Annotated in this window: 20 protein-coding genes; 13 read left to right on the forward strand and 7 right to left on the reverse strand. The window is 70.7% G+C overall.

The features are described 5' to 3' along the window. Positions 1-43 precede the first annotated feature (43 nt). Positions 44-3985, forward strand: coding sequence for a ThuA domain-containing protein (locus tag ACQEUX_RS04465; protein ID WP_433041493.1), 3942 nt, complete (start codon positions 44-46; stop codon positions 3983-3985). A gap of 86 nt (positions 3986-4071) precedes the next feature. Here the strand turns inward: ACQEUX_RS04465 and ACQEUX_RS04470 are convergent, their stop codons facing one another. After that, entirely contained in the window at positions 4072-4536 is a 465-nt protein-coding gene (locus ACQEUX_RS04470; RefSeq protein WP_433041496.1) for a septum formation initiator, read from the reverse strand. A 101-nt stretch (positions 4537-4637) separates the two neighbouring features. Between ACQEUX_RS04470 and ACQEUX_RS04475 the strand changes: the two genes are divergently transcribed. The 4 genes from ACQEUX_RS04475 (at position 4638) to ACQEUX_RS04490 (ending at position 7868) form a co-directional block, all read left to right on the forward strand. After that, positions 4638-5333, forward strand: a complete 696-nt coding sequence (locus tag ACQEUX_RS04475; protein ID WP_433041499.1) for a response regulator transcription factor — start codon at positions 4638-4640, stop codon at positions 5331-5333. Then, on the forward strand, positions 5330-6619 hold the full coding sequence (locus ACQEUX_RS04480) for an ATP-binding protein (RefSeq protein WP_433041502.1): 1290 nt from the start codon (positions 5330-5332) through the stop codon (positions 6617-6619). The genes ACQEUX_RS04475 and ACQEUX_RS04480 overlap by 4 nt, the downstream gene beginning before the upstream one ends. Positions 6620-6647: 28 nt before the next feature. Next, positions 6648-7199: a DUF5872 domain-containing protein gene (locus ACQEUX_RS04485; RefSeq protein ID WP_433041505.1), complete on the forward strand. Its 552-nt coding sequence runs from the start codon at positions 6648-6650 to the stop codon at positions 7197-7199. A 114-nt stretch (positions 7200-7313) separates the two neighbouring features. Then, positions 7314-7868, forward strand: a complete 555-nt coding sequence (locus ACQEUX_RS04490; protein WP_433041508.1) for a PepSY domain-containing protein — start codon at positions 7314-7316, stop codon at positions 7866-7868. Between the two features lie 85 nt (positions 7869-7953). Here ACQEUX_RS04490 and ACQEUX_RS04495 read toward each other — a convergent pair whose 3' ends face one another. The 4 genes from ACQEUX_RS04495 to ACQEUX_RS04510 all read right to left on the reverse strand — a co-directional run bounded on the left by ACQEUX_RS04495 (position 7954) and on the right by ACQEUX_RS04510 (position 12513). Next, entirely contained in the window at positions 7954-9846 is a 1893-nt protein-coding gene (locus ACQEUX_RS04495) for an ABC transporter ATP-binding protein (RefSeq protein ID WP_433041511.1), read from the reverse strand. A 114-nt stretch (positions 9847-9960) separates the two neighbouring features. Continuing rightward, on the reverse strand, positions 9961-10308 hold the full coding sequence (gene trxA, locus ACQEUX_RS04500) for a thioredoxin (RefSeq protein WP_433041514.1): 348 nt from the start codon (positions 10306-10308) through the stop codon (positions 9961-9963). After that, positions 10278-10670, reverse strand: coding sequence for a MerR family transcriptional regulator (locus ACQEUX_RS04505; protein ID WP_433041517.1), 393 nt, complete (start codon positions 10668-10670; stop codon positions 10278-10280). The genes trxA and ACQEUX_RS04505 overlap by 31 nt, the downstream gene beginning before the upstream one ends. A 550-nt stretch (positions 10671-11220) precedes the next feature. Next, complete coding sequence (locus ACQEUX_RS04510; RefSeq protein WP_433041520.1) at positions 11221-12513, reverse strand: chitosanase; 1293 nt, start codon at positions 12511-12513, stop codon at positions 11221-11223. A gap of 156 nt (positions 12514-12669) precedes the next feature. Here ACQEUX_RS04510 and ACQEUX_RS04515 point away from each other — a divergent pair, with 156 nt between their 5' ends. From ACQEUX_RS04515 to ACQEUX_RS04525, 3 genes are all read left to right on the forward strand, one after another. Then, entirely contained in the window at positions 12670-13275 is a 606-nt protein-coding gene (locus ACQEUX_RS04515; RefSeq protein ID WP_433041523.1) for an RNA polymerase sigma factor, read from the forward strand. Beyond that, the gene (locus tag ACQEUX_RS04520) at positions 13272-13985 is read left to right on the forward strand and encodes a hypothetical protein (protein WP_433041526.1); all 714 of its coding nucleotides are present in this window, start codon (positions 13272-13274) and stop codon (positions 13983-13985) included. The genes ACQEUX_RS04515 and ACQEUX_RS04520 overlap by 4 nt, the downstream gene beginning before the upstream one ends. 114 nt (positions 13986-14099) lie before the next feature. Further along, on the forward strand, positions 14100-14711 hold the full coding sequence (locus ACQEUX_RS04525) for a hypothetical protein (RefSeq protein WP_433041529.1): 612 nt from the start codon (positions 14100-14102) through the stop codon (positions 14709-14711). A gap of 50 nt (positions 14712-14761) precedes the next feature. Here ACQEUX_RS04525 and ACQEUX_RS04530 read toward each other — a convergent pair whose 3' ends face one another. Next, a complete protein-coding gene (locus ACQEUX_RS04530; RefSeq protein WP_433041532.1) occupies positions 14762-16384 on the reverse strand; it encodes a glycoside hydrolase family 43 protein in 1623 nt (540 codons plus the stop codon). A gap of 249 nt (positions 16385-16633) precedes the next feature. Between ACQEUX_RS04530 and ACQEUX_RS04535 the strand changes: the two genes are divergently transcribed. Genes ACQEUX_RS04535 through ACQEUX_RS04550 form a run of 4 tightly spaced genes read left to right on the forward strand, consistent with a single transcriptional unit; the run spans position 16634 to position 20884 of the window. Further along, entirely contained in the window at positions 16634-17926 is a 1293-nt protein-coding gene (locus ACQEUX_RS04535; RefSeq protein WP_433041535.1) for an extracellular solute-binding protein, read from the forward strand. Between the two features lie 52 nt (positions 17927-17978). Next, a complete protein-coding gene (locus ACQEUX_RS04540) occupies positions 17979-18977 on the forward strand; it encodes a carbohydrate ABC transporter permease (RefSeq protein ID WP_433041538.1) in 999 nt (332 codons plus the stop codon). Then, positions 18974-19810, forward strand: coding sequence for a carbohydrate ABC transporter permease (locus tag ACQEUX_RS04545; protein WP_433041541.1), 837 nt, complete (start codon positions 18974-18976; stop codon positions 19808-19810). The genes ACQEUX_RS04540 and ACQEUX_RS04545 overlap by 4 nt, the downstream gene beginning before the upstream one ends. A gap of 54 nt (positions 19811-19864) precedes the next feature. Next, on the forward strand, positions 19865-20884 hold the full coding sequence (locus ACQEUX_RS04550; protein ID WP_433041544.1) for a LacI family DNA-binding transcriptional regulator: 1020 nt from the start codon (positions 19865-19867) through the stop codon (positions 20882-20884). Between the two features lie 6 nt (positions 20885-20890). Here the strand turns inward: ACQEUX_RS04550 and ACQEUX_RS04555 are convergent, their stop codons facing one another. Continuing rightward, the gene (locus ACQEUX_RS04555) at positions 20891-21598 is read right to left on the reverse strand and encodes a SanA/YdcF family protein (RefSeq protein WP_433041547.1); all 708 of its coding nucleotides are present in this window, start codon (positions 21596-21598) and stop codon (positions 20891-20893) included. Between the two features lie 374 nt (positions 21599-21972). On the opposite strand from ACQEUX_RS04555, the gene ACQEUX_RS04560 reads away from it, so the two are divergent. Continuing rightward, positions 21973-24039: a cellulose binding domain-containing protein gene (locus ACQEUX_RS04560; protein ID WP_433041550.1), complete on the forward strand. Its 2067-nt coding sequence runs from the start codon at positions 21973-21975 to the stop codon at positions 24037-24039. Positions 24040-24099: the final 60 nt, after the last annotated feature.

Genomic DNA, 24099 nt, shown 5'->3' on the forward strand with positions numbered 1-24099 from the left:
CGTGATCGGCGCACGCCGTCCTCGCACCGCGAAAGGACCTACCGTGCGCAGATCCCTGAGATCGTGGCTCGGCGTCGCGCTGAGCGCGATCCTCGTGGCGGGCGGCATCGTCGCCGCGCCACCCACGGCCAGCGCCGCACCGTTCACCGTGCTGGTGTTCAGCAAGACCGCCGGATTCCGGCACGGCTCCATCGGCCCCGGCATCGCCGCCATCCAGCAACTCGGCGCCGCCAACGGCTTCACCGTCGAGACCACCGAGGACTCCGCACAGTTCACCGACGCCAACCTGGACCGGTTCGCCGCGGTGATCTGGCTGTCCACCACCGGAGACGTGCTCAACGCCTCCCAGCAGGCCGCGTTCGAACGCTACATCCAGGGCGGCGGCGGGTACGTGGGCGTGCACGCCGCCTCCGACACCGAGTACGACTGGCCCTGGTACGGCGGGCTGGTCGGGGCGTACTTCGCCTCGCACCCGGCCGAGCAGACCGCCACCGTCAAGGTCGCCGACCAGGTGCACCCGTCCACCGCGACTCTGCCGCAGCGGTGGAGCCGGTTCGACGAGTGGTACAACTACCGCACCAACCCCCGGGGCAACGTGCACGTGCTGGCCACCCTGGACGAGAGCACCTACAGCGGCGGGAGCATGGGGGCCGACCACCCGATCTCGTGGTGCCACAACTACTCCGGCGGCCGATCCTGGTACACGGGCCTGGGCCACACCGATGCGTCGTACACCGAGGCGAACTTCCGTCAGCACCTGCTCGGCGGCATCATGACCGCGGCCGGCGCGGCCGAGGCCGACTGCGGCCCCACCGTCACCAGCAACTTCCAGCAGGTGGAGCTGGCCAAGGGCGCGGCTGAGACCGGCGAGCCGATGAGCCTCACCGTCCTGCCGGACCGGGGCGTGCTGCACACCTCCCGCAACGGCGTGATCCGGCACACCGACGCCGCCGGCAACACCAAGGTCGCCGCCACCCTGCCGGTCTACACCGGGGACGAGGAGGGCCTCCAGGGCATCAAGGCCGACCCGAACTTCGCCACCAACCGCTGGGTGTACGCGTTCTACGCGCCACCACTGAGCACCCCCGGCGGCGGTGCCCCGGCCACCGGCACCCCGGCCGACTTCGCCGTCTGGGATGGCGTCAACCGACTGGCCCGGTTCACCGTGAACGCGGACAACACCATCAACCTCGCCAGCGAGACGCTGATCCTGAACGTGCCGACCAGCCGCGGCATGTGCTGCCACGTGGGCGGCGACATGGACTTCGACGCGGCGGGCAACCTCTACCTGTCCACCGGTGACGACACCAACCCGTTCGACTCGGCCGGCTTCAGCCCGATCGACGAGCGGGCCGGGCGCAACCCGGCCTTCGACGCGCAGCGCACCTCGGCGAACAGCAACGACCTGCGCGGCAAGGTGCTCCGGATCAAGCCGAGCGCGGCGGGTGGTTACACCATTCCGGCCGGCAACATGTTCGCCCCGGGCACCGCGCGGACCCGCCCGGAGATCTACGCGATGGGCTTCCGCAACCCGTTTCGGATGAGCGTGGACAAGGCCACCGGCATCGTCTACCTCGGTGACTACGGCCCCGACGCGGGAACGGCCGACCCGAACCGGGGGCCGGCGGGCAACGTCGAGTTCGCCCGGATCGACCGGCCCGGCTTCTACGGGTGGCCGTACTGCACCGCCCGCAACGACGCGTACAACGACTACACCTTCCCGTCCGGCCCGTCCGGGCCGAAGTTCGACTGCGCGGGAGGGCCGGTCAACAACTCGCCCAACAACACCGGCATCACCCAGCTTCCGCCGGCCATCCCGGCGTGGCTGCCGTACGGCGGTTCCGGCTCGCCGCCGGAGTTCACCGGCGGTGGTCTCTCCCCGATGGGCGGCCCGGTCTACCGGTACAACCCGAACAGCACCTCCGCCGTGGCGTTCCCCGAGTACTACGACGGGACCTACTTCGCCGGTGAGTTCGGCCGCCGCTGGATCAAGAACGTCAAGCTCGACTCGGCCGGCCAACCGTTGAAGATCAACCCGTTCCCGTGGACCGGCACCCAGGTCATGGACATGGAGTTCGGGCCGGACGGCGCGCTCTACGTGCTCGACTACGGCACCGGCTGGTTCAACGGCGACGCCAACTCTGCGCTGTACCGCATCGAGTACGCCCGTGAGGGCAGGGCGCCGGTCGCGGTGGTGTCAGCCACCCCGACCAGCGGCACGGCACCGCTGACCGTCGCCTTCTCCTCGGCCGGCACGCTCGATCCGGACGGTGACCCGTTCACCTACGCCTGGGACTTCGACAACAACGGCACCACCGACTCGACCGCGGCGAACCCGAGCTTCACGTACACCACCAACGGGACCCGCAGCCCGACGCTGACGGTCCGGGACACCACCGGCAAGACGGCGACCGCGAGCGTGGTCGTCACGGTCGGCAACAGCGCCCCGGTGGTCACCGTGAACACCCCGTTGAACGGGCAGACCTTCAATTTCGGGGACGCGGTGCCGTTCACCGTCACCGTCACCGACGCCCAGGACGGCGCGATCAACTGTGCCCGGGTCAAGGTGAACTACGTCCTCGGGCATGACTCGCACGGTCACCAGCTCGGCAGCGTGCAGGGCTGCACCGGGGTCATCCAGACCTCGGCCGACGGTGAGCACGACACCGCGGCGAACATCTTCGGCATCATCGACGCCGAGTACACCGACCTGGGCGGGGGTGGCCAGCCGCCGCTGACCACGCACACCCAGGCCGTCCTGCAGCCACGGGTACGTCAGGCCGAGCACTTCGGTGACTCGTCCGGCATCCAGGTGGTCGCCGGGGCGGCCGGGCACGGCGGCGCAGCGGTCGGATACGTCGACAACAACGACTGGATCTCGTTCCGCCCCTACAACCTGACCGGCATCCAGTCGTTCAGCGCCCGGGTCGGCGCCCCGGCCGGCGGCGGAGGCACCCTGGAACTGCGGGTGGATTCGCCCACCGGGCCGCTGGTCGGTTCCGCCACGGTCGTGCCCACCGGCGGGTACGCCACCTTCGCCACGGTCACCGGTGGGGTCACCGCCCCGACCGGCACCCGGACCCTGTTCCTGGTCTTCAAGGGCACCGGGCCGTACTTCGACATCGACGAGTTCACCCTCTCCACCAGCCCCGGCGGGCCCGGGCCGGACCCGGACCCGGATCCCGAGCCGGGCGCCAACCTGGCCCGGGGCAAGCCGGCACGTGCGTCCAGCTTCGAGGGCGCGTTCGTCGCGGCCAACGCGTTCGACGGCGTGGCCGGCAGCCGTTGGGGCAGCGCGTTCGGTGACCCGCAGTGGATCGATGTGGACCTCGGCGCCACGCGCTCCATCAACCGGGTCAAGTTGACCTGGGAGGCGGCGTACGGCAGTGGTTACCAGATCCAGACCTCGCCGGACGGGGTCAACTTCACCACGATCCGTACGGTGACCGGCGGCGACGGCGGGGTGGACGACCTGACCGGGCTCACCGGCTCCGGCCGGTACGTCCGGCTCCTCGGCACCACCCGGGGCACCGCCTGGGGCTACTCACTGTTCGAGTTCGAGGTGTACGGCGGCACCGGCGGCCCGACCGGTCCGGGCCCCAACCTGCTGTCGAGCAAGCCGACGTTGACGTCCAGCAACGAGGGGGCCGACGTGACCGGTGCCCAGGCGGTGGACGGCAGCCTCACCACCCGCTGGTCGAGCACGTTCTCCGACCCGCAGTGGATCAGGGTCGACCTCGGCAGCCCCACCGCGATCGGTCGGGTCAAGCTGAGCTGGGAGGCGGCGTACAGCAGCGCGTACCAGATCCAGACCTCGAACGACGGCACCACCTGGACCACCGTGAAGACGGTGACCGGTGCCGACGGCGGCGTGGACGAGCACACCGCACTCGGCGCCAACGGCCGCTACCTGCGGATCTACGGCACCGCCCGGGGCACCGGATACGGGCACTCGCTCTGGGAACTGGAGGCGTACAGCAGCTGACCCACCACCAGGTCCGCCCCCACCGCCTCGACTGGACGGTGGGGGCGGACTCGCCTCGACCACGTGATGCCGAGTAGCCAGCGGAGTTAGTCGTCGGCGACGGCCACCGGCTCCGAGCCGATGCAGCGCACCTTCAACTCGTACTCCCGGGCCGACCCCTGGAACGTGACCTCGACGTCGTCGTCCGGGCCCCGGTCCACGTCCCGGACCCGGTAGCCCTGCGCGGGCGCCCAGGAGACGAGCCGTACGCCACCGGCACCGCACTCGGCCACGGCCGTGCCGCCGTCGGTGGCGAACCCCCGGCGGACCCCGGAGCTGGCGGTCGGTGCGGCGCTCGCCGTGCCCGGCCCGGCGGAGCCGGTGCCCGTCGTGCCCGTGGGCACCGGCTCCGGCGAGGCGAGCGCCCGCTCGATCTCCGCCTCGCTGCGGACCCCGCCCGGGGTGCCGGTGATGCTCTCGCCCACCAGCCGGATCGCGCCCAACCCGATCAGGGTCGCCACGGCGGCGGTGGCCACCCAGCCGGTGGCGACGAGGATCGAACGACGAGCCATCCCCCGACTATCCCCGATCCATCGTTGTCGTCGGCACATCCGCACGCAAGGCACGGTTAACGTGCGCCGCCCCGCCGGCCGCAGCGGTTAGCCTGCCAGCTGTGGCCCGCCTGCTGCTCATCGAGGACGACCTGACCATCCGTACCCCGCTGATCCGGGCGTTGCGGGAACGCGGTCACGCGGTGGCCGCCGCCTCGACCGCGATGGCGGGGCTCCGTGACGCGCTGGAGGACCGGCCGGACCTCGTCGTGCTCGACCTCGGCCTGCCGGACCTGGACGGCCGTGAGCTACTGCGGATGCTGCGCGCGGTCAGCATGGTGCCGGTCATCGTGGCCACCGCACGCGACGACGAGGCCGAGATCGTACGGGTGCTCGACGCGGGCGCCGACGACTACGTGGTCAAACCGTTCACCGCGGCGCAGCTCGACGCCCGCGCCCGGGCGGTGCTGCGGCGAGGTCCCGCCGGCGCCGACGCGCCGGACCCGGCGCTCGTCGTCGGCGGGCTCCGCGTCGACCCCCGGGCCCGACAGGTCACCTTGGACGGGGTGGCGGTCGAGCTGACACCCCGCGAGTTCGACCTGCTGCACCACCTCGCCGGGCGGCCGGGCCAGGTGATCACCAAACGTGAGCTGCTCACCGAGGTCTGGCAGATTCCCTACGGCGGCGCCGACAAGACCGTCGACGTGCACCTGTCCTGGTTACGCCGCAAGCTGGGGGAGAATGCCCAGCAGCCTCGCTACCTGCACACCGTGCGCGGTGTCGGGGTCCGCCTCGAAGCGCCGGCGGCGCAGCCGTGAGAGCACGACTCGCGCTGCTGGTCGCCGCGGTCAGCGTGCTCACCCTGATCGCGTTCCTGGTCCCGTTGGCGCTGCTGGTCCGAACGGTCGCCGAGGACCGGGCCACCGTTCGGGCCACCGCCGACGCGCAGAGCCTGGTGCCGGTCGTCGGCACCGCCGACGCGGCGACCATCCGGCTCACCGTCGAACAACTCGCCGCGGAGTCCGGACGACCGGTGAGCGTCTTCCTGCCCGACGGGACGGTGCTCGGCGCCCAGACACCCCGTACGCCCGCAGTGGCCCTGGCCGCGCGCGGGCAGAGCCTCACCGGGGAGTCGGCGGCCGGCCGGGAGGTGGTGATCGCCGTCCAGGGTCGGGCGGACGGCACCGGGGTGATCCGGATCGTGGTGCCACGGCACGAGCTGACCGCCGGGGTCAGCCGGGCCTGGTTGGTGCTGGCCCTGCTCGGCGTGATCCTCGTGCTGATCGGGCTGCTGGTCGCCGACCGACTGGCGCGCACCCTGGTCCGGCCGATCAGCGACCTCTCCGCCGTCTCCCACCGGCTGGCGAATGCCGAGCTGGACGCCCGGGTCACCCCGGCCGGCCCGGCGGAGCTGCGCGAGGTGGCTGGCGCGCTCAACCACCTCGCCACCCGGATCCAGGTGCTTCTCGTCCAGGAGCGCGAGCAGGTCGCCGACCTGTCACACCAGCTGCGTACGCCGCTCACGGCGCTGCGGCTGGAGGCGGAGTCGCTGCGCGACCCGGACGACGCCGCCCGGATCACCGCCGCCGCCGACGGGCTCGAACGGGCGGTCACCGGGCTGATCCGGCAGGCCAGGTGGCGCCACTCACCGACGGCAGGTCCGGTCGCCTCGGACGCGGCGGAGATCGTCGCCGACCGGGTCGCGTTCTGGTCGGTGCTGGCCGAGGACACCGGCCGGGCCGTCACTCTCGACCTGGCTCCTGGGCCCCTCCCGGTCGGTGTGCCCGCCGACGACCTGACGGCAGCCGTGGACGCCCTGCTCGGCAACGTCTTCGCGCACACCCCCGACGGCACGCCGTTCACCGTCCGGCTCGCGCGGGACGCGGGGGAGGTGCTCCTCACCGTCGCCGACGAGGGTCCGGGCATGCCCGCCGGAGCGGTCCGGCGGGGCGCCAGCGCGGCCGGGTCGACCGGCCTCGGGCTGGACATCGCCCGGCGCGCCGCGCAGGCCGGCGGTGGCCGTCTGGAGTTGCGGACCGGCCCGGGAGGCGGGGCGCAGGTGCTGCTCCGGCTCGGGCCACCGAGGCCGCGGCGGGAGGCATAGGCGCTGTGGCCCCGGGTAGCTGCGAGCTATGGCGCGGTATACGAAACCCGAGCTCAGAGAGCAGATCAAGGAAGAGATCAAGGCTTCCGACAAGGGCGGCAGGCCGGGGCAGTGGTCGGCGCGCAAGTCGCAGCTACTCACCCAGGAGTACAAGAAACGCGGCGGGGGATTCCTGGGCGAAAAGGACGAGCGGCAGAAGTCCCTCCAGCGATGGGGCAACGAGAAGTGGCAGACGAAAGAGGGCGACACCCGTGCACGCCACGGCGGCACGACGAGTCGTTACCTGCCCAAGCGGGCCTGGGAGCAGCTCTCGGACAACCAGAAGCGCGCGACCGACACCAAGAAGCGCGAAGCGTCCCGATCCGGCAAGCAGTACGTCGCCAACACCGGGCCGGCCAAACGGGCGCGTCGCGATGCCACCACGGCGGGCCGGATGTCGGAGATGTCCGTCGCCGAGGCGGCCAAGCTGGTCCGTGGCCTCGACACGCGACAGCTCAGGACCGCGCTACGTAACGAGCGCGCCAGCAAGGACCGCAAGACGCTCGTCCAGCGGCTCGAGGCGGAACTCAACCGTCGCTGAACGGCGGCTACACCCTGCGGCCGGCTTAACCCCGCCTTAGCGTCCGGACAGCGCGGTGCTATCCCGATCCGACCGATCCTCAGAGTCGACAACCGAGGAAAGGTGGACACCACGATGAAGCGCACCAATCTGCTCCTGGCGACGGTCGGCGGGTCGGCGGTACTGGCGGCGGCCGGGGTCGCGCTCGGCGTCACCGCCGCGAACGACGCGCGGTCCGGCGGCACGACGCTCGCCGCGGCAACCGCCGCTCCGACGGCCACGGACGCGCCGGACGACAGCGCCACCACCCCCGCGCCCGGAACCAGCGGTACGCCATCGAGCGGCACGCCATCGGGTACGCCGTCGGCCGGCACCCCGTCGGCCGGCAGCGCCGTCGACGAGAAGCGTGCCGGCGAGATCGCGCTCGGCAGGGCCGGTGGAGGCCGGATCGTGGAGGTCGAGGCCGAGCAGGAGAACGGTCGACCGGTGTGGAGCGTCGAGATCGTCGCGGGCGACACCGAGCACGAGGTGGACGTCGACCGGGACAACGGTTCGGTGGTCAAGGCTGAGCAGGAGCCGGTCGACGACGATGACGACGACGACCGGTCCAACGACGACGGGTCCGACGACGACCGGTCCGACGACGACGGGTCCGATGACGACGATGACGACCGGTCCGACGACGACTGACCGTGCGATGCCGCCGCCCGCCACGGGGATCACCGGGACGGGCGGCGACACCGGGTCCACGCCGGCGCCAGGTACGAGACGTCCCTCAGATGGCGACGCGTTGCTCCTGGACCGTCGGCTGCTCCTGGTTGAACTGGGTGCGGTACAACTCCTGGTACCGGCCGCCAGCGGCGAGCAGGTCACCGTGTCGCCCGCGTTCGACGATGCGTCCGTCCTCGACGACGAGGATCTGATCGGCTGCCCGGATGGTGGACAGCCGGTGCGCGATGACCACGCTCGTCCGACCCGTCAGGGCTTCGGCGAGGGCGTCCTGAACCGCTGCCTCCGATGTGGAGTCCAGATGCGCGGTGGCTTCGTCGAGGATGACCACGCGCGGCCGGGCCAGCAGGAGCCGCGCGATGGTGAGCCGTTGCCGCTCCCCGCCCGACAGGCGGTATCCGCGTTCACCGACGACGGTGTCGAGCCCATCCGGCAGTGAGCGGATCAGGGCGTCGAGTCGGGCCCGCCGGAGCACATCCCACATCTCGTCCTCGGTCGCGTCCGGTTGGGCGAACGCGAGGTTGGCGCGGATGCTCTCGTGGAAGAGGTGCCCGTCCTGGGTCACCACGCCCAGCGCCGCCCGGATCGACTCGGCCGACAGATCACGTACGTCGACGTCGGCGAGTTTCACCGCGCCGTCCTCGACGTCGTACAGGCGCGGCACGAGCTGCGCGATCGTCGACTTGCCCGCTCCCGAGGAGCCGACGAGGGCGACCATCTGCCCGGCTTCGGCGCGGAACGACACGCCGTGCAGCACCTCCTCGCCGCCGCGCGTATCGAGCTTCGCCACATCCTCGAGAGACGCGAGCGACACCTTGTCGGCCGACGGGTAGCCGAACCGTACCGCGTCGAACTCCACCGCGACCGGCCCGTCGGGAAGGGGGCGGGCATCGGACCTGTCGAGGATCAGCGGCTTGAGGTCGAGGATCTCGAACACCCGCTCGAAGCTCACCAGCGCGCTCATCACCTCGACCCGGGCGCTGGCCAGCGATGTCAACGGCGCGTAGAGACGCGACAGCAGCAGCGCGAGCGCGACCACGGTCCCGGCGTCGAGGCTGCCCCGTAGGGCGTAGAGACCGCCCAGCCCGTAGACCAGGGCCAGCGCCAGCGAGCCGACGACGGTGAGCGCGGTGATGAAGACCCACTGGAGCATGGCGGTACGGATGCCGATGTCGCGTACACGTCGTGCCCGCGCCGCGAACTCGGCCGACTCCTCGGCCGGACGTCCGTACAGCTTGACCAGTGTCGCGCCAGGTGCCGAGAAGCGTTCGGTCATCCGGGTACTCATGGCCGCGTTGTGTTCGGCCGCCTCGCGCTGCAAACGGGCGAGCCGCGAACCCATCCGCCGGGCCGGGAGGACGAAGATGGGCAGCAGTACGAGCGCCAGCAGCGTGATCTGCCACGAGAAGCTGAGCATGACCGCCAGCGTCAGGGCCAGTGTGACGGCGTTGCCGACCACACTCGACAGGGTGTCGCTAAAGGCCCGCTGCGCGCCGATCACATCGTTGTTCAGGCGGCTCACCAGCGCACCGGTACGGGTCCGGGTGAAGAACGCCACCGGCATGCGCTGGACGTGGTCGAAGACGGCTGTCCGTAGCTGGACGATCAGTCCTTCACCGATGCTCGCGGACAGGAACCGCGTCACCAGACCCAGGCCGGCCTCGGCGAGGGCGATCAGGGCGATCAGCACCGCCAGCCGGATCACGACGCCACTGTCGGCGCCGTCGACGATCGCGTCCACAACCCGACCGGCGAGCACCGGTGCCGCCACCGTGAGGACCGCCGTCACCACGCTCAGCAGCAGGAACCTGATGATCAAGGGACGGTGCGGCCGGGCGAACCGCGCGATGCGCTTCAGGGTGGCCCGGGACAGTGGTCTTTCGTCCTGCGCGTTCATCGCGTGGTGCAGGGACATCCACGCGGTAACTTCCATGCTCATTCAGTACCTCCGCCGAGCAGGCTAGAACCTCGTGTGAGCTTGAGGTCAAGCGACGCGCGGAGGCACGGGCGTCACTGGCCCAGCATGAACCAGCCCAACAGGTGGGCCTGACCGTCACAGACCGGCGTGCGTGGTCAGGGTCTGCCGCAGGTACGTTTTCGGTCTGGAGCCGACGATCGAACCAACTACCTCGCCTCGGCGGAACACCAGCAGCGTCGGCAGGGACATGACGCTGTAGCGCCGGGTGGCCTGCGGGTTGTCGTCGGAGTTGAGCTTGGCAACGACCATCCGGTCGCCGAACTCCCCGGCCAGCTCGGCCAGGCTCTTTTCGATCGCCTTGCAGGGCGGGCACCAGTCGGCCCAGAAGTCGACCACCACGGGCCGATCGCTGGCGAGCACCAGCTCGGCGAACGTGTCGTCGGTGACGGTGACTAGTGAGCCGACTGCCGTTTCCTGGGGCATGGTTCCTCCCGGTGTGCGATGGCGTGGGTGAGCTGGGTGTGGAGCTGCCGGCGTACCGCTCCGAGCCGGTCGAGGTAGGCGTCGACCTCGGAGAGCTTGCGTCGCAGCACCGTCACCGAGTCCGGGCAGACGTCGCCGGACGTGTTGCCGGCCCGGAGGCAGGCGACGAACGGACGGACGTCGTCGAGGCCGAAGCCGACCTCGAGTAGCGCCCGGATCTCCCGTACGACCCGGAGTTCGGCCTCGTCGTAGACGCGGTAGCCATTGGCGGAGCGCTGCGGGCGTACCAGCCCGTGGGACTCGTAGTAGCGCAGCGTCCGGGTGCTCGTGCCCGCCCGCTCAGCCAGCTCCCCGATCAGCATCCAACCCCCTCCGCCAGCCCGTCGCGACCACGCTAAACCTTGTCGCTGGCGTCAAGGCAAGGGCGCCCAGGGCGAGCTCTCCTGTGGGCCCGGCGTCTCCACTGAGCCGGTTCGAGATGCTCGGGTGCCTTCAACAGGTGGGCACCCACCGCCGGCCCGGGCCACTGCTGGTGGAGTCCTTGGACACCGCCGCTCTCCGAGCGCTCGGGATCGGCGAGACCATCCACCGGCGGATGATCGCCTGTGTCGCGGTAATGAACTATTTTGGCGAGCGCACCGGAGACTCAGTGCGCGACCCGGAGTCAGATCGAGGCCGAGGTCCGCCGACTCGCGGTGTCCCGGATTCGGCGGCGGCGACGGGTACCTCGATGAGCGTGATGCCTGTGAGTCATTTTGATGACTCACAGGCATCACGCTCATTGGGACGAGCCCCGCTGCCCGTCGGCAGGTCGTCGACCGGGGTGATCCTTGGTCGGAACGGCGCCGAGTCGTCAACACACCGCAGAGGTATCGGGCGCATCTCGACTTGGTCCATCTGCCGTTGCAGTCACTAGCCGATGCGGTACTGGTCCCCGTAGACGGCGAACACCAGCGGCGTGTTCAGGTTGAAGTTGCCGTTGTTGAGGAACACCCGTTGGGCCGTGTCGACGCGGGAGGTGTCCGAGTGGGCCTCCTCCTTCTTCATCTCGATGACCCGCTCGTCGAGGAACGCGTTGAGCCAGGTCCGCTCGTCACCGCCCTGAGCCGGGGGCTTCGCCCGAGCGAGGGCGCGGTTGCGAATCTGGCGCATGCCCTCGTACCCGTGCATCACCGCCGCGTCGTAGTAGGCGAACTGACCGAGCGCCCGGACCTGGTCGCTCTTGCCGTCGCGTACCGACGGGTTGAAGTAGACCCGGTCCCGCTCGGCCTCCTGGGCGGCCCGGAACACCGAGTCGTTGGCGGCGGCCCGCCAGTCACGCGGGTAGTTGGGGTCGAGACCGGCGTGCGAGGGGGTGCCGTTGACGGCGCGCAGCGCCGGCAGGTACGCGGCCAGCACGTTGCCCGGCTTGGTGCGGGTGTACGCCTCGACCAGTTCGAGCATGTCGCCGGTGCCGGAGCAGAAGCCGATGATGCCGGCGGTGTAGCCGCGCCCGTCGCCGATGTCCTCGATGTAGGAGAACTGCGCGCGCCAGTCGAGCGAGGAGTTCTCCGCGGCCGAGACGAGCTGCATGGCGACGTCCTTCTTCGCCGGGTCGTCGAGGTTGGTCCCGGCCGGGGTGGTGGGTGTGGGTGTGGGTGTGCCGCCGCCGGGCAGGGTCCACCGCTGGTTGGCGGTGCCGCCGCAGCTCCAGATCTGCAACCGGGTGCCGTTCGCGGTGCTGTGGTCGGTGACGTCCAGGCACTTGCCCGATCCGGTGTTGACGAGCGCACCGTTGCTGGCGGTCCATTTCTGGGCACCGGTGTTGTTGCAGTCGTACAGCTGCACCTTGGCGCCGTTGGTGGTCGACGCGGCGGTGACGTCGAGGCACTTGCCGAGGGCTCGGACCGAGGCGTCGGCGTTGCCGACCGTCCACGTCTGGGCCGCGCTGCCGTTGCAGTCGTAGAGCTGGACCGGCGTGCCGTTGGCCGGGTTGGCACCGGCGACGTCGATGCACTTGCCGCCGAGGCCGGTGATCGGGCCGGCGGTCGCGGCGCTCGCCGACGGCAGACCGTAGCCGACCGCCGCGACGCCGATCAGCAGGGTGCCCGCGACATAGGCGGCTGTTCTCTTGCGAGCCATGGCGTTCCTCGGGGAAGGGGCGGCGTGCCGCCGGCTGGTCGGTGGCCCGGCGCGGCGATCGGCCCCGGCGGGCACCGCGAGCATCAGGAAACTGTATTAACAGATAGCAGTACGTCGATCAACTGTCAATCGGTGGTGGTGGAGGATCACGACGTACGTGCCGGTGGCTATCGTCGGGGCGTAACGGATCACCGGGCCGGTCCATCGGAACCAGCGCCGCCCGACGGACAGAAAGTGGTCATGGAGTCGAGTCTGCGTGCTCGGGTGCGAGCCGGTGATCCCGGCGCGTTTGCCGAGCTCTTCGACCAGTACGCGCGCTCGGTGTACAACCACGCGTTCCGGCTCACCGCCGACTGGGCCACGGCGGAGGACGTCATGGCCGCCACCTACCTACAGGCCTGGCGCTCCCGGGAGCGGGTCACCGAGGACGGCGGATCGCTGCGTCCCTGGCTGCTCGGTATCGCCACGAACGAGGCTCGCAACCACATCCGCAGCAACCGCCGCTACCGCAGGGTGGCGGCCGCGCTGCTCGCCTCCGAATTCGCCCTGCCCGATCACGCCGACGAGGTCGCCGGCCGGCTCGACGACAGCCGCCGCATCGCCGCCGCGATCGACGCGCTGGCTCGCCTGCGTCGGCCCGAGCGCGAGGTGCTGACGTTGTGCCTGTGGGAGGGTCTGGACTACGAGTCCGCGGCGCAGGCGCTGGGTGTCCCGGTCGGCACGGTCCGGTCGCGGCTGTCGCGGGCCCGCGCCCGGCTGCGTACCCTCGTCGACGCCCCGCCTCCCGCCTCTCGGCCGCCGGTCGTCGACAGCGCGGCCTCGCTCGTCCGGGAGGTCAGCCCGTGAGCGCGCCGGACCGGTCCGAGTGGGCGGAACTCGCCCCGCATCCCGGCGATCACGAGCTGCCGGCGGGCCGGCACGAGCTGCATCGGACCCGCCTGCTGACGGCGATCGCGCAGGAGACGCGTACCCCGGGGCCGGCCCGAGGGTTGGTGCGGCCCGCCCTCGTGGTGGCCGCGTTGGTCCTGGTGGTCGGGGTCGGTGCCGGGCTCGCCGTCCGGCCCGGCGACGAACCCCCGGCGGCGCTCCCGACACCCGGGGCGACCAGCCCGGCCGCCCGGCCCGCGCCGCCCGGCGCGGTTGCCAAGACCCGCGCGTACGGCACGGTGCGGCAACTCACCGACACGGCTGACCTGGTGGTCCGTGGCGAGGTGGTGTCGGTGGCGGACGGTCGGTCGGTCTACCGGGTGTCCGAGGTGCTCTACCGCACGCCGGCTGCTCCGGTGTCGGCCGAGATCACGCTGCTGACGCCGGAGACGCCCGGGGTGTCGGGCCAGTCGAGCGTCCTCTACCTGGCCCTCAGCGACCCGGGGGAGTCGGGCTACACCACGCTCGGCGGCGACTTCGGGATCTTCGACCTCTCCGGCGACACGGTGACCAGCCGATCGCCGGCCAGGTCGGTGACCGGGCTGCGCACCGAGGACGCCAGCACGGCCGGTCGCGCCTTCGTCACCACGTTGGCCGAGCTTCGCCAGCTCGCCCGGGAGCGGGGCTGAACCCGCGGAAGAAACATGGAACTCGGTGCCCGGACCGCACAGATAGATGGCGTAAGCAGTGCCGCGTCCCGGGCGAGACGACCCGGGACGGCACCGAGACGCGAGGAGCGTTCCATGGCAGTCGACCTCCGCCGTACCCGGCCTCGGTGGGCCACGGCCGCCGCCGTGCTCGCCGTAGCGGCGCTGTCCGCCTGCGGTAGCAGCGCCGGCGCCGCCGACCCGGTCGCCGCCCCCGCCACGAGCAGCGCGGCCACGCCGACCGATGCCCCGCCCCCGCCGAGCAAGGGCAAGCTGCGCGGGTACGGCACCGTGCGGCAGCTCAGCGAAACCGCGGACCTGGTCGTCCGCGGCGAGGTCGAGGCGGCCGGGTTCCGGGTCGACGAGGTGCTGCGCGCCGGAGCCGGGTCGTACGTGCGGGCCGGTGGCCGGATCACGCTCGCGAGTCTGGACGCCGGTGTGGCCGACATGGCCCACATGTCCAGGCTCGAGGCGGGCCAGGTCGTGGTGCTCTACCTGGCCCAGGACCCGGCGGCCCCGACGTTCCGGACGCTCAGCGGCGACTTCGGCGTGTTCGACGTGACCGGGTCCGGTGACGACGCCGTCGCGGCGACCCGCTCGCAGGCCATGGCCGTCAGCGGCCTGCTCGCCGAGGACCCGGCCGCGTCCGGCCACGGTTTCCGCACCACCCTCGGCCAGTTGCGCGCCGTCGCCGCTCAGGTCGGGTAGGACGGCTGGAACGCGGACGGCACCCGACCCGCCGGGTGCCGTCGCGCGTGTCAGTCCTCCCGGTAGGTGGCCAGGTCGAAGTCGGCGTAGACGCCGTCGCCGCCGAGGTCCTGCACCCACAGGCCGAGGAACGCCCCGGTGAAGCCCCACGCCGCCGGCTCGCCGTCGACGATCAGCGCGGCGTGCTCGTCGGACAGGATGGTCGCGTCCAGGTCGACCGGTAGCCGCTGCCAACCGTCGCCCAGGTCGTGATCGAAGCGCACCACCGGCCCGTCGAACACGGCCCGCAGGCCGACCCGGGTGACGCCGCTGGCGTCGACGGTCACGTCGGGGTACGGGATGAGTCGCCCGTTGTCGGAGGTGAGCACCTCCAGCACCCGCCGCCCGTCGTCGGCTCGGGTCAGGAAGAGGTGGTGCCAGTTGAGCGTGTTGTAGTAGGCGGTGATCCCGGCGAGCTGACGGTGGTCGACCGGGTCGAACTCCACCACGGTCTCCAGGGAGCAGTGCGTCGCGCCGACACGTCGCGCGACCAGGCTGGGGGCCTGCCGGCCCACCGGTGACTGCCCGCCGTGAACCCGCAGGTGCGATGGACGGGTGTGCAGGTCGACCCAGTCCGTGGTGGCCGGCCGGCGCAGTGTCGACCAGCACAACCCCAGCTCGGGCGCGTCGAAGTGGTCGGTGTCGGGCTCCGCCGGCCACGGGTGCGCGGGCAGGTCGGGCGCGACGACCTCCTCTGCCGGCACCCCGCCGGGGATCCGGGGCCAGCCACCCGACGGCCACTCGACCCGCTGGATCGCGGTTTCCCGGCCCAGCACGCAACTGCCCAGTGGCGAGTAGGGGCGGGCCACCAGGTGCGCCAGGTACCACCCGCCGTCGCGAGTGTGAACCAGACTGCCGTGACCAGCCTTCTGCAACCGCAGGTCCGGCCGGCCCACCGAGCTGAGCAGCGGCCCGTCCGGGTCCACCTCGTACGGCCCGAACAGCTCCCGGGACCGCGCCACGGTGACCTGGTGCTCCCAGCTGGTGCCGCCCTCGGCGGTGATCAGCCAGTACCAGCCGTCGTGGCGGTACAGGTGCGGACCCTCGGTGACTCCGACCGGGGTGCCGGTGAACAGGATGCGGGGCTGGCCGACCAGCCGGCGTGCGGCCCGGTCGTACTGTTGGATCTCGATGCCGCCGAAGCGGTCCCGGCCGGGTCGCCAGTCCGCGCTCATGCTCAACAGCCACGTGGTGTCGTCGTCGTGGAACAGCGCGGCGTCGAAACCGCGCCCGTGCAGTTTCACCGGATCGGACCAGGGGCCGGCGATGTCAGGGGCCGTGACGAGGAAGTTCAGCGGGTCCCAGTAGCCGCTGGCGAAGCTGGCCACGTCGCTGTAGACGAGGTGGAACTGACCGTCGTGGTACGTCAGGTCGGGCGCCCACACCCCGTTGGAGTCACCGCACCCGCGTAGGTCGAGTAGGCGGCGATCGGTGATGATCCCGCCGAGGGGGCGCCAGTTCACGAGATCACGCGAATGGTGCACGCGCACGCCCGGATACCACTCGAAGGTCGAGGTGGCCAGGTAGTAGTCATCGCCGACGCGCAGGATCGACGGATCCGGGTGGAACCCGGCGAGGACGGGATTGCGGATCGACCGGGCAGCGGTCGCCACGTCAGCGATGTCGGTCGACACGGGGGCTCCTCTGGGAATCTGTCTGGAACTTCCGGAAATTGCGGTCCAGGATCGCTGGAATTCCTGCCTACGCTAGCCGGTCTTATCGCGATAGGACAGAGGCCTTGACCGTCGCGACGACAGCTCGTAGCGTGCCGGCCATCGATCGGTAATACCGACGAAGCATTGAAAGTTCCGGAGATCCATGTTCGCGCCCTGCCGGCTTTGACCGGTGTCCGAGCACCCCGTGAGTCCCCGAAGGGATGGATCATGACGACGCACCTTTCCCGCCGAACGCTGCTCGGTCTCGCCGGCGCTGGCGCTGGCGCCTATCTGCTCAGTGCCTGCAGCGACGGAGAGTCCGGCGACCCGAACGCACCGCAGACCATCAACTGGTGGCACATCCAGAACACCGAACCGATGCTTCCCGTCTGGGCGGCAATGGCCAACGAGTACAAGACCGCACACAGCAACGTCACGTTCACCATCCAGCCGCTGGAGAACGAGGCCTTCAAGGCCAAGCTCACCACCGCCACCCAGGCCGGCGACCCGCCCGACCTCTTCCAGTCCTGGGGTGGCGGCGTGCTCAAGCAACAGGTCGACGCGGGCCTGGTCAAGGACCTCACCGACGACGTGCAATCGTTGGTCGGCGGCATCCTGCCCGCCGCCATGGAGCCGTACACGATCGACGGCAAGATCTACGGCATCCCGTTCGACATCGGCATGGTCGGCTTCTGGTACAACAAGGACCTCTTCGCCCGCGCCGGCATCACCGCCATCCCCACCACCTGGACGGGCGTCCTCGACGCGGTGCGCAAGCTCAAGGCCGCCGGCATCACCCCGGTCGCCCTGGCCGGTAAGGACAAGTGGCCGGCCCACTTCTACTGGTCCTACCTCGTGATGCGCATTGGCGGGGTGGACGCGCTACAGAAGGCCGTCACGGACAAGAACTTCGACACTCCCGACCTGGTCGCCGCCGGCGAGCGGCTCAAGGAACTCGTCGACCTGCAGCCCTTCCAGAAGGGTTTCCTTGGCGCCGAGTACGGCTCCCCCGACGGGCAGGCCGCCACCATGGGCAACGGCGGGGCGGCCATGGAGTTGATGGGGCAGTGGGCGCCGGCGGTGCAGGCGTCGAGTTCCACCAGCAAGAAGGGGATCGGGAACAAACTCGGCTTCTTCCCGTTCCCCGCCGTCGACGGCGGCAAGGGCTCCGCCACGGAGGTGTTCGGCGGTGGCAACGGTTTCGCGGTCGGCAAGGACGCGCCGGCGGCCACCATCGACTTCCTGAAGTTCCTGCTGAGCGCCGACAACCAGCGTCGATCCGCCCAGACCGGCGCGGTGCTGCCCACGGTGAAGGACGCCACCTCGGCCATCGCCGACGCCAACAACAAGGTCGTCGCGGAGACCCTGGCCAAGAACACCGGCTTCCAGCTCTACCTCGACCAGGCGTACGCGCCGGCACTCGGGCAGCAGATCAACGACAGCGTCGCCGAACTCATCGCCGGCAACAAGCAGCCCGCCGCGATTCTCAAGGACATCACACAGGTGGCAAAGACCGTCTGACCGTGACTCCACCCCCATCCGTAGCCGGCCGTAGAACCCGAGTGGAGCAGGCATGACCAGGCCATCGACCGTGTCGGACACGAGGCGCGGCGACACGGCGACCGATCCGCCGGCACCGGGGTCGGGCACCGCGCGTCAGCGCGGCCGCCAGCCCCGGCCGGGCCGGGCCGGCGTCCTTGCCGTCTTCCTGACGCCTGCCCTGGCGCTGTTCCTGCTGCTGGTCGTGGCCCCCATCGTGGTGGCCAGCTACGCCAGTCTCTACAAGTGGAACGGCTTCGGTCTCCCGGAGAACTTCGTCGGGCTGGACAACTACACCCGTGCCTTCGGCGACCCGACCTTCCGCGGCGACCTGTGGCGCGGCCTGGTGCTGGTGGTGCTGTCCCTGGCCGTTCAGCTACCCGCCGCGCTGGCCCTGGCCATGCTCCTCAACCAGCCGCTGCGCGGTCGCGCCGCGTACCGGCTGATCTTCTTCGCCCCGTACGTGCTCTCCGAGGTCACCACGGCCGTCCTGTTCACCCTGGTGTTCTCACCCAACCGGGGCCTGGGCGAGACGGTCTCCCGGTGGTTGGGCGCCGACGCCGGAGCGGTCTTCGCCGACCCCGACACCGTGCTGATCGCCGTTTTCCTGGTGGTGTCCTGGAAGTACTTCGGCCTCTACATGATGCTCTTCCTGGCTGCCCGGCAGGGCATTCCGAAGGAGCTGTCCGAGGCCGCGGTCACCGACGGCGCCACGGCCTGGCAGGCGTTCCGGCACGTCACGCTGCCTCTGCTCGGGCCGACGATCCGCATCAGCGTGTTCCTGTCGGTCATCGGCACCATCCAACTGTTCGACATGGTCTGGGTGCTCACCGGCGGCGGCCCGATCCACTCCTCGGAGACCATGGCCGTGACGATGTACCAGTACGGTTTCCGCCGCTTCGAGGTCGGCTACGCCAGCGCGATCAGCATCATCATGTTCCTGCTGAGCCTCGTCTTCGCACTGTTCTACCAGCGCATCGTCCTGCGCCGTGACACCGCGGGCGCGATCACCAACCAGGGAGGTCAGCGATGAGCGGCACGGTGAACCGCGCCCAGCGGACCCGCAGCGTCGTCCTGCACCTCGTCTGCGTCGCCGTCGGCGCGCTGATCGTCGTACCGGTCTGGTTCGGGGTGCTCGGCGGCTTCAAGGACAACGGACAGCTGTCCACCAATCCGCTGGGCTGGCCCGACCCCTGGGTGCCGAACTACCTCGACATCCTGAGCACCGGGGTGTTCTGGCGGCAGCTCGGCAACAGCCTGCTCATCGCCGTGAGCAGCACCCTGATCGTCGTCGGCGCGGCGGCGATGGCCGCGTTCGTCTTCGCGCGCTACGCCTTCCGGGGCCGCGAGTTCCTGGTCACCCTGTTCGCGATCGGCCTGATGTTCCCGTTCGCGGTGGCCATCCTGCCGTTGTTCGTCCTGCTGCGCGGCATGGGTCTACTGGACAACCCGCTCGGCGTCATCCTGCCGCAGGCGGCCTTCGGGTTGCCGATCACCATCATCATCCTGCGCCAGTTCTTCCGTACCATCCCGGCCGAGGTCGAGGAGGCCGCCGTTCTCGACGGCTGCGGATCCTTCGGGTTCTTCTGGCGGGTCCTGCTGCCGATGGCCCGTCCCGCGCTGGCCACCGTCTCGGTGCTCGCCGTCGTGACCAGCTGGAACAACTTCATGCTCCCGCTGGTCGTGTTCACCGACCAGAGTTGGTGGACCCTCCCCGTCGGGGTCCAGGCGTTCCAGGGCCAGTACGCCGACGACACCGCACGGGTGCTCGCCTACGTCGTGCTGTCCATGCTCCCGGCCCTGGGCTTCTACGCCGTGGCCGAACGCCAACTCATCGGCGGCCTGACCGGCAGCGTCAAGGGATGACACCGCACCACCGCGAGCAGATCTGAGGCTTCCAGCCAGACGAAGGGGCTTACCGTGAGCTCGGAGAACGGCCGTAACGTCACCATCGCCATGATCGCGCGGCTGGCCGGTGTCTCCGTGCCCACGGTCTCCCGGGTCGTCAACGGCCGCTCCGACGTCGCCCCCGACACCAGGGAACGCGTCGAGGCGTTGCTCAACCGGCACGGCTACCGCCGCCGGTCACCGGCCCGGCGTACCGACGCGGCCCTCATCGACCTGGTCTTCAACGACCTGGACAGCCCCTGGGCCGTGGAGATCATCCGGGGGGTGGAGGACGTCGGCCAGGCCAGCGGGGTGGGCACCGTCGTCTCAGCCATCCACTGGCGCATCTCCTCGGCCAAGCAGTGGCTCGACAACATGCGTACCCGCTCCACCGAGGGCATCATCTTCGTGACCTCGATGGTGAACCCGCCGTTGCAGGCCGAGCTGCGCCGACTCCACCTGCCGGTGGTCATCATCGATCCCGCCGGGGTCGACCCGCAGGAATCGCCCACCATCGGCGCCACCAACTGGGCGGGCAGCCTCAGCGCCAACCAGTACCTGATCGGCCTCGGCCACCGCCGCATCGGCTTCATCGCCGGACCACCGCACCTGATGTGCAGCCGGGCCCGGACGGACGGCTATCGGGCCGCCCTCGGCGCCGCCGACATCCCCGTCGACGACGCCCTCATCCGCCCCGGCAACTTCTACCACGAGGCCGGCTACACCGCTGGTACGCAGCTGCTGAGCCTGCCCGACCCGCCCACCGCCATCTTCGCCTCCAGCGACCAGATGGCACTCGGCGTCTACGAGGCGGTCCGCAAGCGCGGCCTGCGGGTGCCCGACGACATCAGCGTGGTCGGCTTCGACGACCTGCCGGAGGTCCGGTGGTGCTCCCCGCCGCTGACCACCGTCCGTCAACCCCTCGCCGAGATGGGCATGCTGGCGGCGCGGACCGTCCTGCGGCTCGCCGGGGGAGAGAAGGTCGAGAGCCCACGCATCGAACTCGCCACCGAACTCGTCGAACGCGACAGCGCGGCACCACCCCGGTCGTGACCCTGGTCAGCCGTCGCGCAGCGCGTCGTCGACGCCGGTCTCCCGACGGCCGAGGTGGGTGGGATCCCGGCCGGACAGCAACTCGACCGCCGCCTTCAGGCAGGCACCGTACTCCCGGGACGAGCTGAACCACCACGTCTGGGCGTACCGCTTCGCGCTGTCGTCACCCACGCCGTTGGCGTCGATGCCGAGCCGCCGGCACAGCGCCACGGCGCGCGGAAGGTGGAAGGACTGGGTCACCACCGTCGCCCGCCGTACCCCGAAGATCCGCTCCGCCCGTGCACACGAGTCGTACGTGTCGAAGCCGGCGTGGTCCAGCACCACCTTGCGCGCCGGCACGCCCCTCTCGACCAGCCAGCTCCGCATCGCCGCAGGCTCGTTGTAGTCGGGGTTCATGTTGTCGCCCGACACCAGGATCGCCTGTACCTTGCCCGCGTCGAACAACCGCCGCGCGATCTCCAGGCGAGCCGCGAGAACGTCCGACGGCGTGCCGTCCGCGTCCACTTTGGTGCCCAGGACGAGCGCGACCGGCGCGTCCGGAACGTCGGTCTCGCCGTAGAGGTGGCCGTCGGCCGTATCGCGGATCCACGTCACGCTGGCCACCGTGCCTCCGGCCAGCAGCACCGCGCCCACCACGAGCGCGAGGAGCGCACGGCGGACGAGACGCCGCTGCCCTCCGTACCACCGTCTGGCCGCGATCAATCGTCCCCGCATGCTCGCGAGACTATTCGGGCCGCGCTCACGACGACCGGCCCGGGGCCGATCATCGGGCCACCCGCGGGCCGTGACCCGTCAGCTTCCGGGTGGCGGTGGACGGCCATTGCGGCGAAGGTGAGCGCGACGAGCAGCAGGGTCAGGGCGCAGAGCGTGACGGCGTGCCCGGCGAGCACCTGCGCCCGCCGACGACGGCACACCGACCGGCGGTGGCGCCCCGGCTTGAGCTGGCCGAGGCCGTCGTGACATTCTTGACCGTCGATGACGTTCCGCGCGCGCGGGGGTGACGACCGTCCGAAGGGCAGCCGGGGTCCATCAGGGATCACCGGACGGACGGGCGACTCACTGTTCGTTCTCCGCGAAGGAACCAGCCCATGCGTAAACCGAAAACCCGCGCGACGCTGCTGGCGAGCCTGCTGCTCGCCGCGACCGCGCTCTCCGGCGTCAATCCCCCGACCGCCAGCGCGGCACCCGACCCGGCCACCGTCGCCGTCACCGTCAACGCCCGTGCGGGAATGGCGACGGTGCCCGACACCGCGCTCGGCGTCAACCACGCCATCTGGGACCAGCACCTGGGCACCACCGAGACGTCGGATCTGCTGCGCGACGCCGGTGTGCAGATGATGCGCTACCCCGGCGGTTCGTACGCCGACATCTATCACTGGAAGGACCACACCGCGCCCGGCGGGTACGTCGCGCCGGGAACCGACTTCGACACCTTCATGGCGGCGGTCCAGCGGGTCGGCGCGCAGCCGATGATCATCGCGAACTACGGCACCGGCACACCCGCCGAGGCCGCCGACTGGGTGCGGTACGCCAACGTGACGAAGGGCTACGGCGCGCGGTACTGGACGGTCGGCAACGAGAACTACGGCAACGGTCACTATGGCTCGGCGTGGGAGGCGGACGACCACCCGGACAAGAGCGCCAGCCAGTACGCGCGACTGGTCGTCGAGTACGCCGACGCGATGAAGGCGGTCGACCCGAGCGTCAGGGTCGGCGCGGTGCTGACGATGCCGGGCAACTGGCCGGACGGGATCACCGCCGGCAGCGACCCGGGTCCGTGGAACCAGACCGTGCTCAGCCTCGCCGGACCGAAGATCGATTTCGTGGACGTGCACTGGTACCCAGGTGGCACCGCCGCGGAGTCACTGAACCGCACCAACCACATCCCCGAGGCGACCTTCCTGCTGCGGCAGCAGATCAACAGGTACGCCGGCCCGAACGCCGACCGCATCGGGATCAGCTTCACCGAGCTGAACGTCGACGCCGGACGGAACACGCAGCCGGCGGCGCTCTTCCTGGCCGACGTCTACAGCGGCCTCCTGGAGAACGGCGTCTTCACCGCCCACTGGTGGAACGTGCACAACGGGATCGGCACGGTGTCGCAGGTGGCGGGGGAGACCGACTACAACGACTTCGGCATGCTCTCCAGCGGCACGTGCACCGAGGACGGCTCGGTCTGCGAACCGCCACTGAACACGCCGTTCGCGCCGTACCACGGGCTGACCATGATGAAGCTCTTCGCCAGGGCCGGCGACCAGTTCGTCCGCGCCGGCACCGACGAGCCGCTGGTCACCGCGCACGCCGTCCGGCGGGCCAACGGCGACCTCGCGGTGCTGCTGGTGAACAAGGACCCGGACAACGCGCACCCGGTCACCATCGACTACGCCGGGTTCACCCCGTCGGCCGCCGCGCCGACGGTGTCCACCCTCACCAACGGCGCCACCGGCATCGCCACCAGCCAGTCCGGCTCCGCGACCAGCCGGACGCTGCCGGCGTACTCGTTGACCACCCTCGTGCTGCGCCCGGCCGGCGCGACCGCCGGGCGACCCTCGGCGCCCGATCAGCCCACCGCCAGCGGCGTCACCGACCGCGCCGCGACGATCTCCTGGCCGGCGGCCACCCCGGGCGGCAGCCCCATCGCCAAGTACGAGGTGTACCGGCAGAACGGCGCGGTCGGCGAGCAACTGGGCGAGACGGCCAGCACCTCGTTCACGGTCGGCAACCTGGTGCCGGGAAGCAGGTACACGGTCAACGTGGTGGCTCGCGACACCGCCGGTCGGGTGTCCTGGTCCTCACCGCCGCTGACGTTCGTCACCGGCAGCCCGGCCGAGAGCGCCTGCATCGTCCGCTTCACCACCGACAACGACTGGGGCAACGGCTACATCGGCGGCGTCGAGATCGTCAACAACGGGACGAGCCCGCTCATCGGCTGGACACTCACCTGGACCTGGCCGACCGGCTGGCAGCAGGTGAGCAGTGGCTGGAGCGCCACCTGGGAGCAGGTCGGCACGGCCGTGCGGGTCACCCCGACCGACGACAATCGGCAGATCCCCGCCGGCGCCAGCGTGAGCGCCGGCTTCGTCGGCGCGTACAGCGGCCCGAACGTGCTCCCCACCGCGTTCACCCTGAACGGCGTTCTCTGCACCACCCGGTGAGCCCGCCACCGTCCACCCGGGGCGTCAGGTGACCCGCCAACACCCATGAAACGCCGCCAG

It is taken from the genome of Micromonospora sp. CA-259024 (genome assembly GCF_050936255.1).
Taxonomy (GTDB): Bacteria; Actinomycetota; Actinomycetes; order Mycobacteriales; family Micromonosporaceae; genus Micromonospora.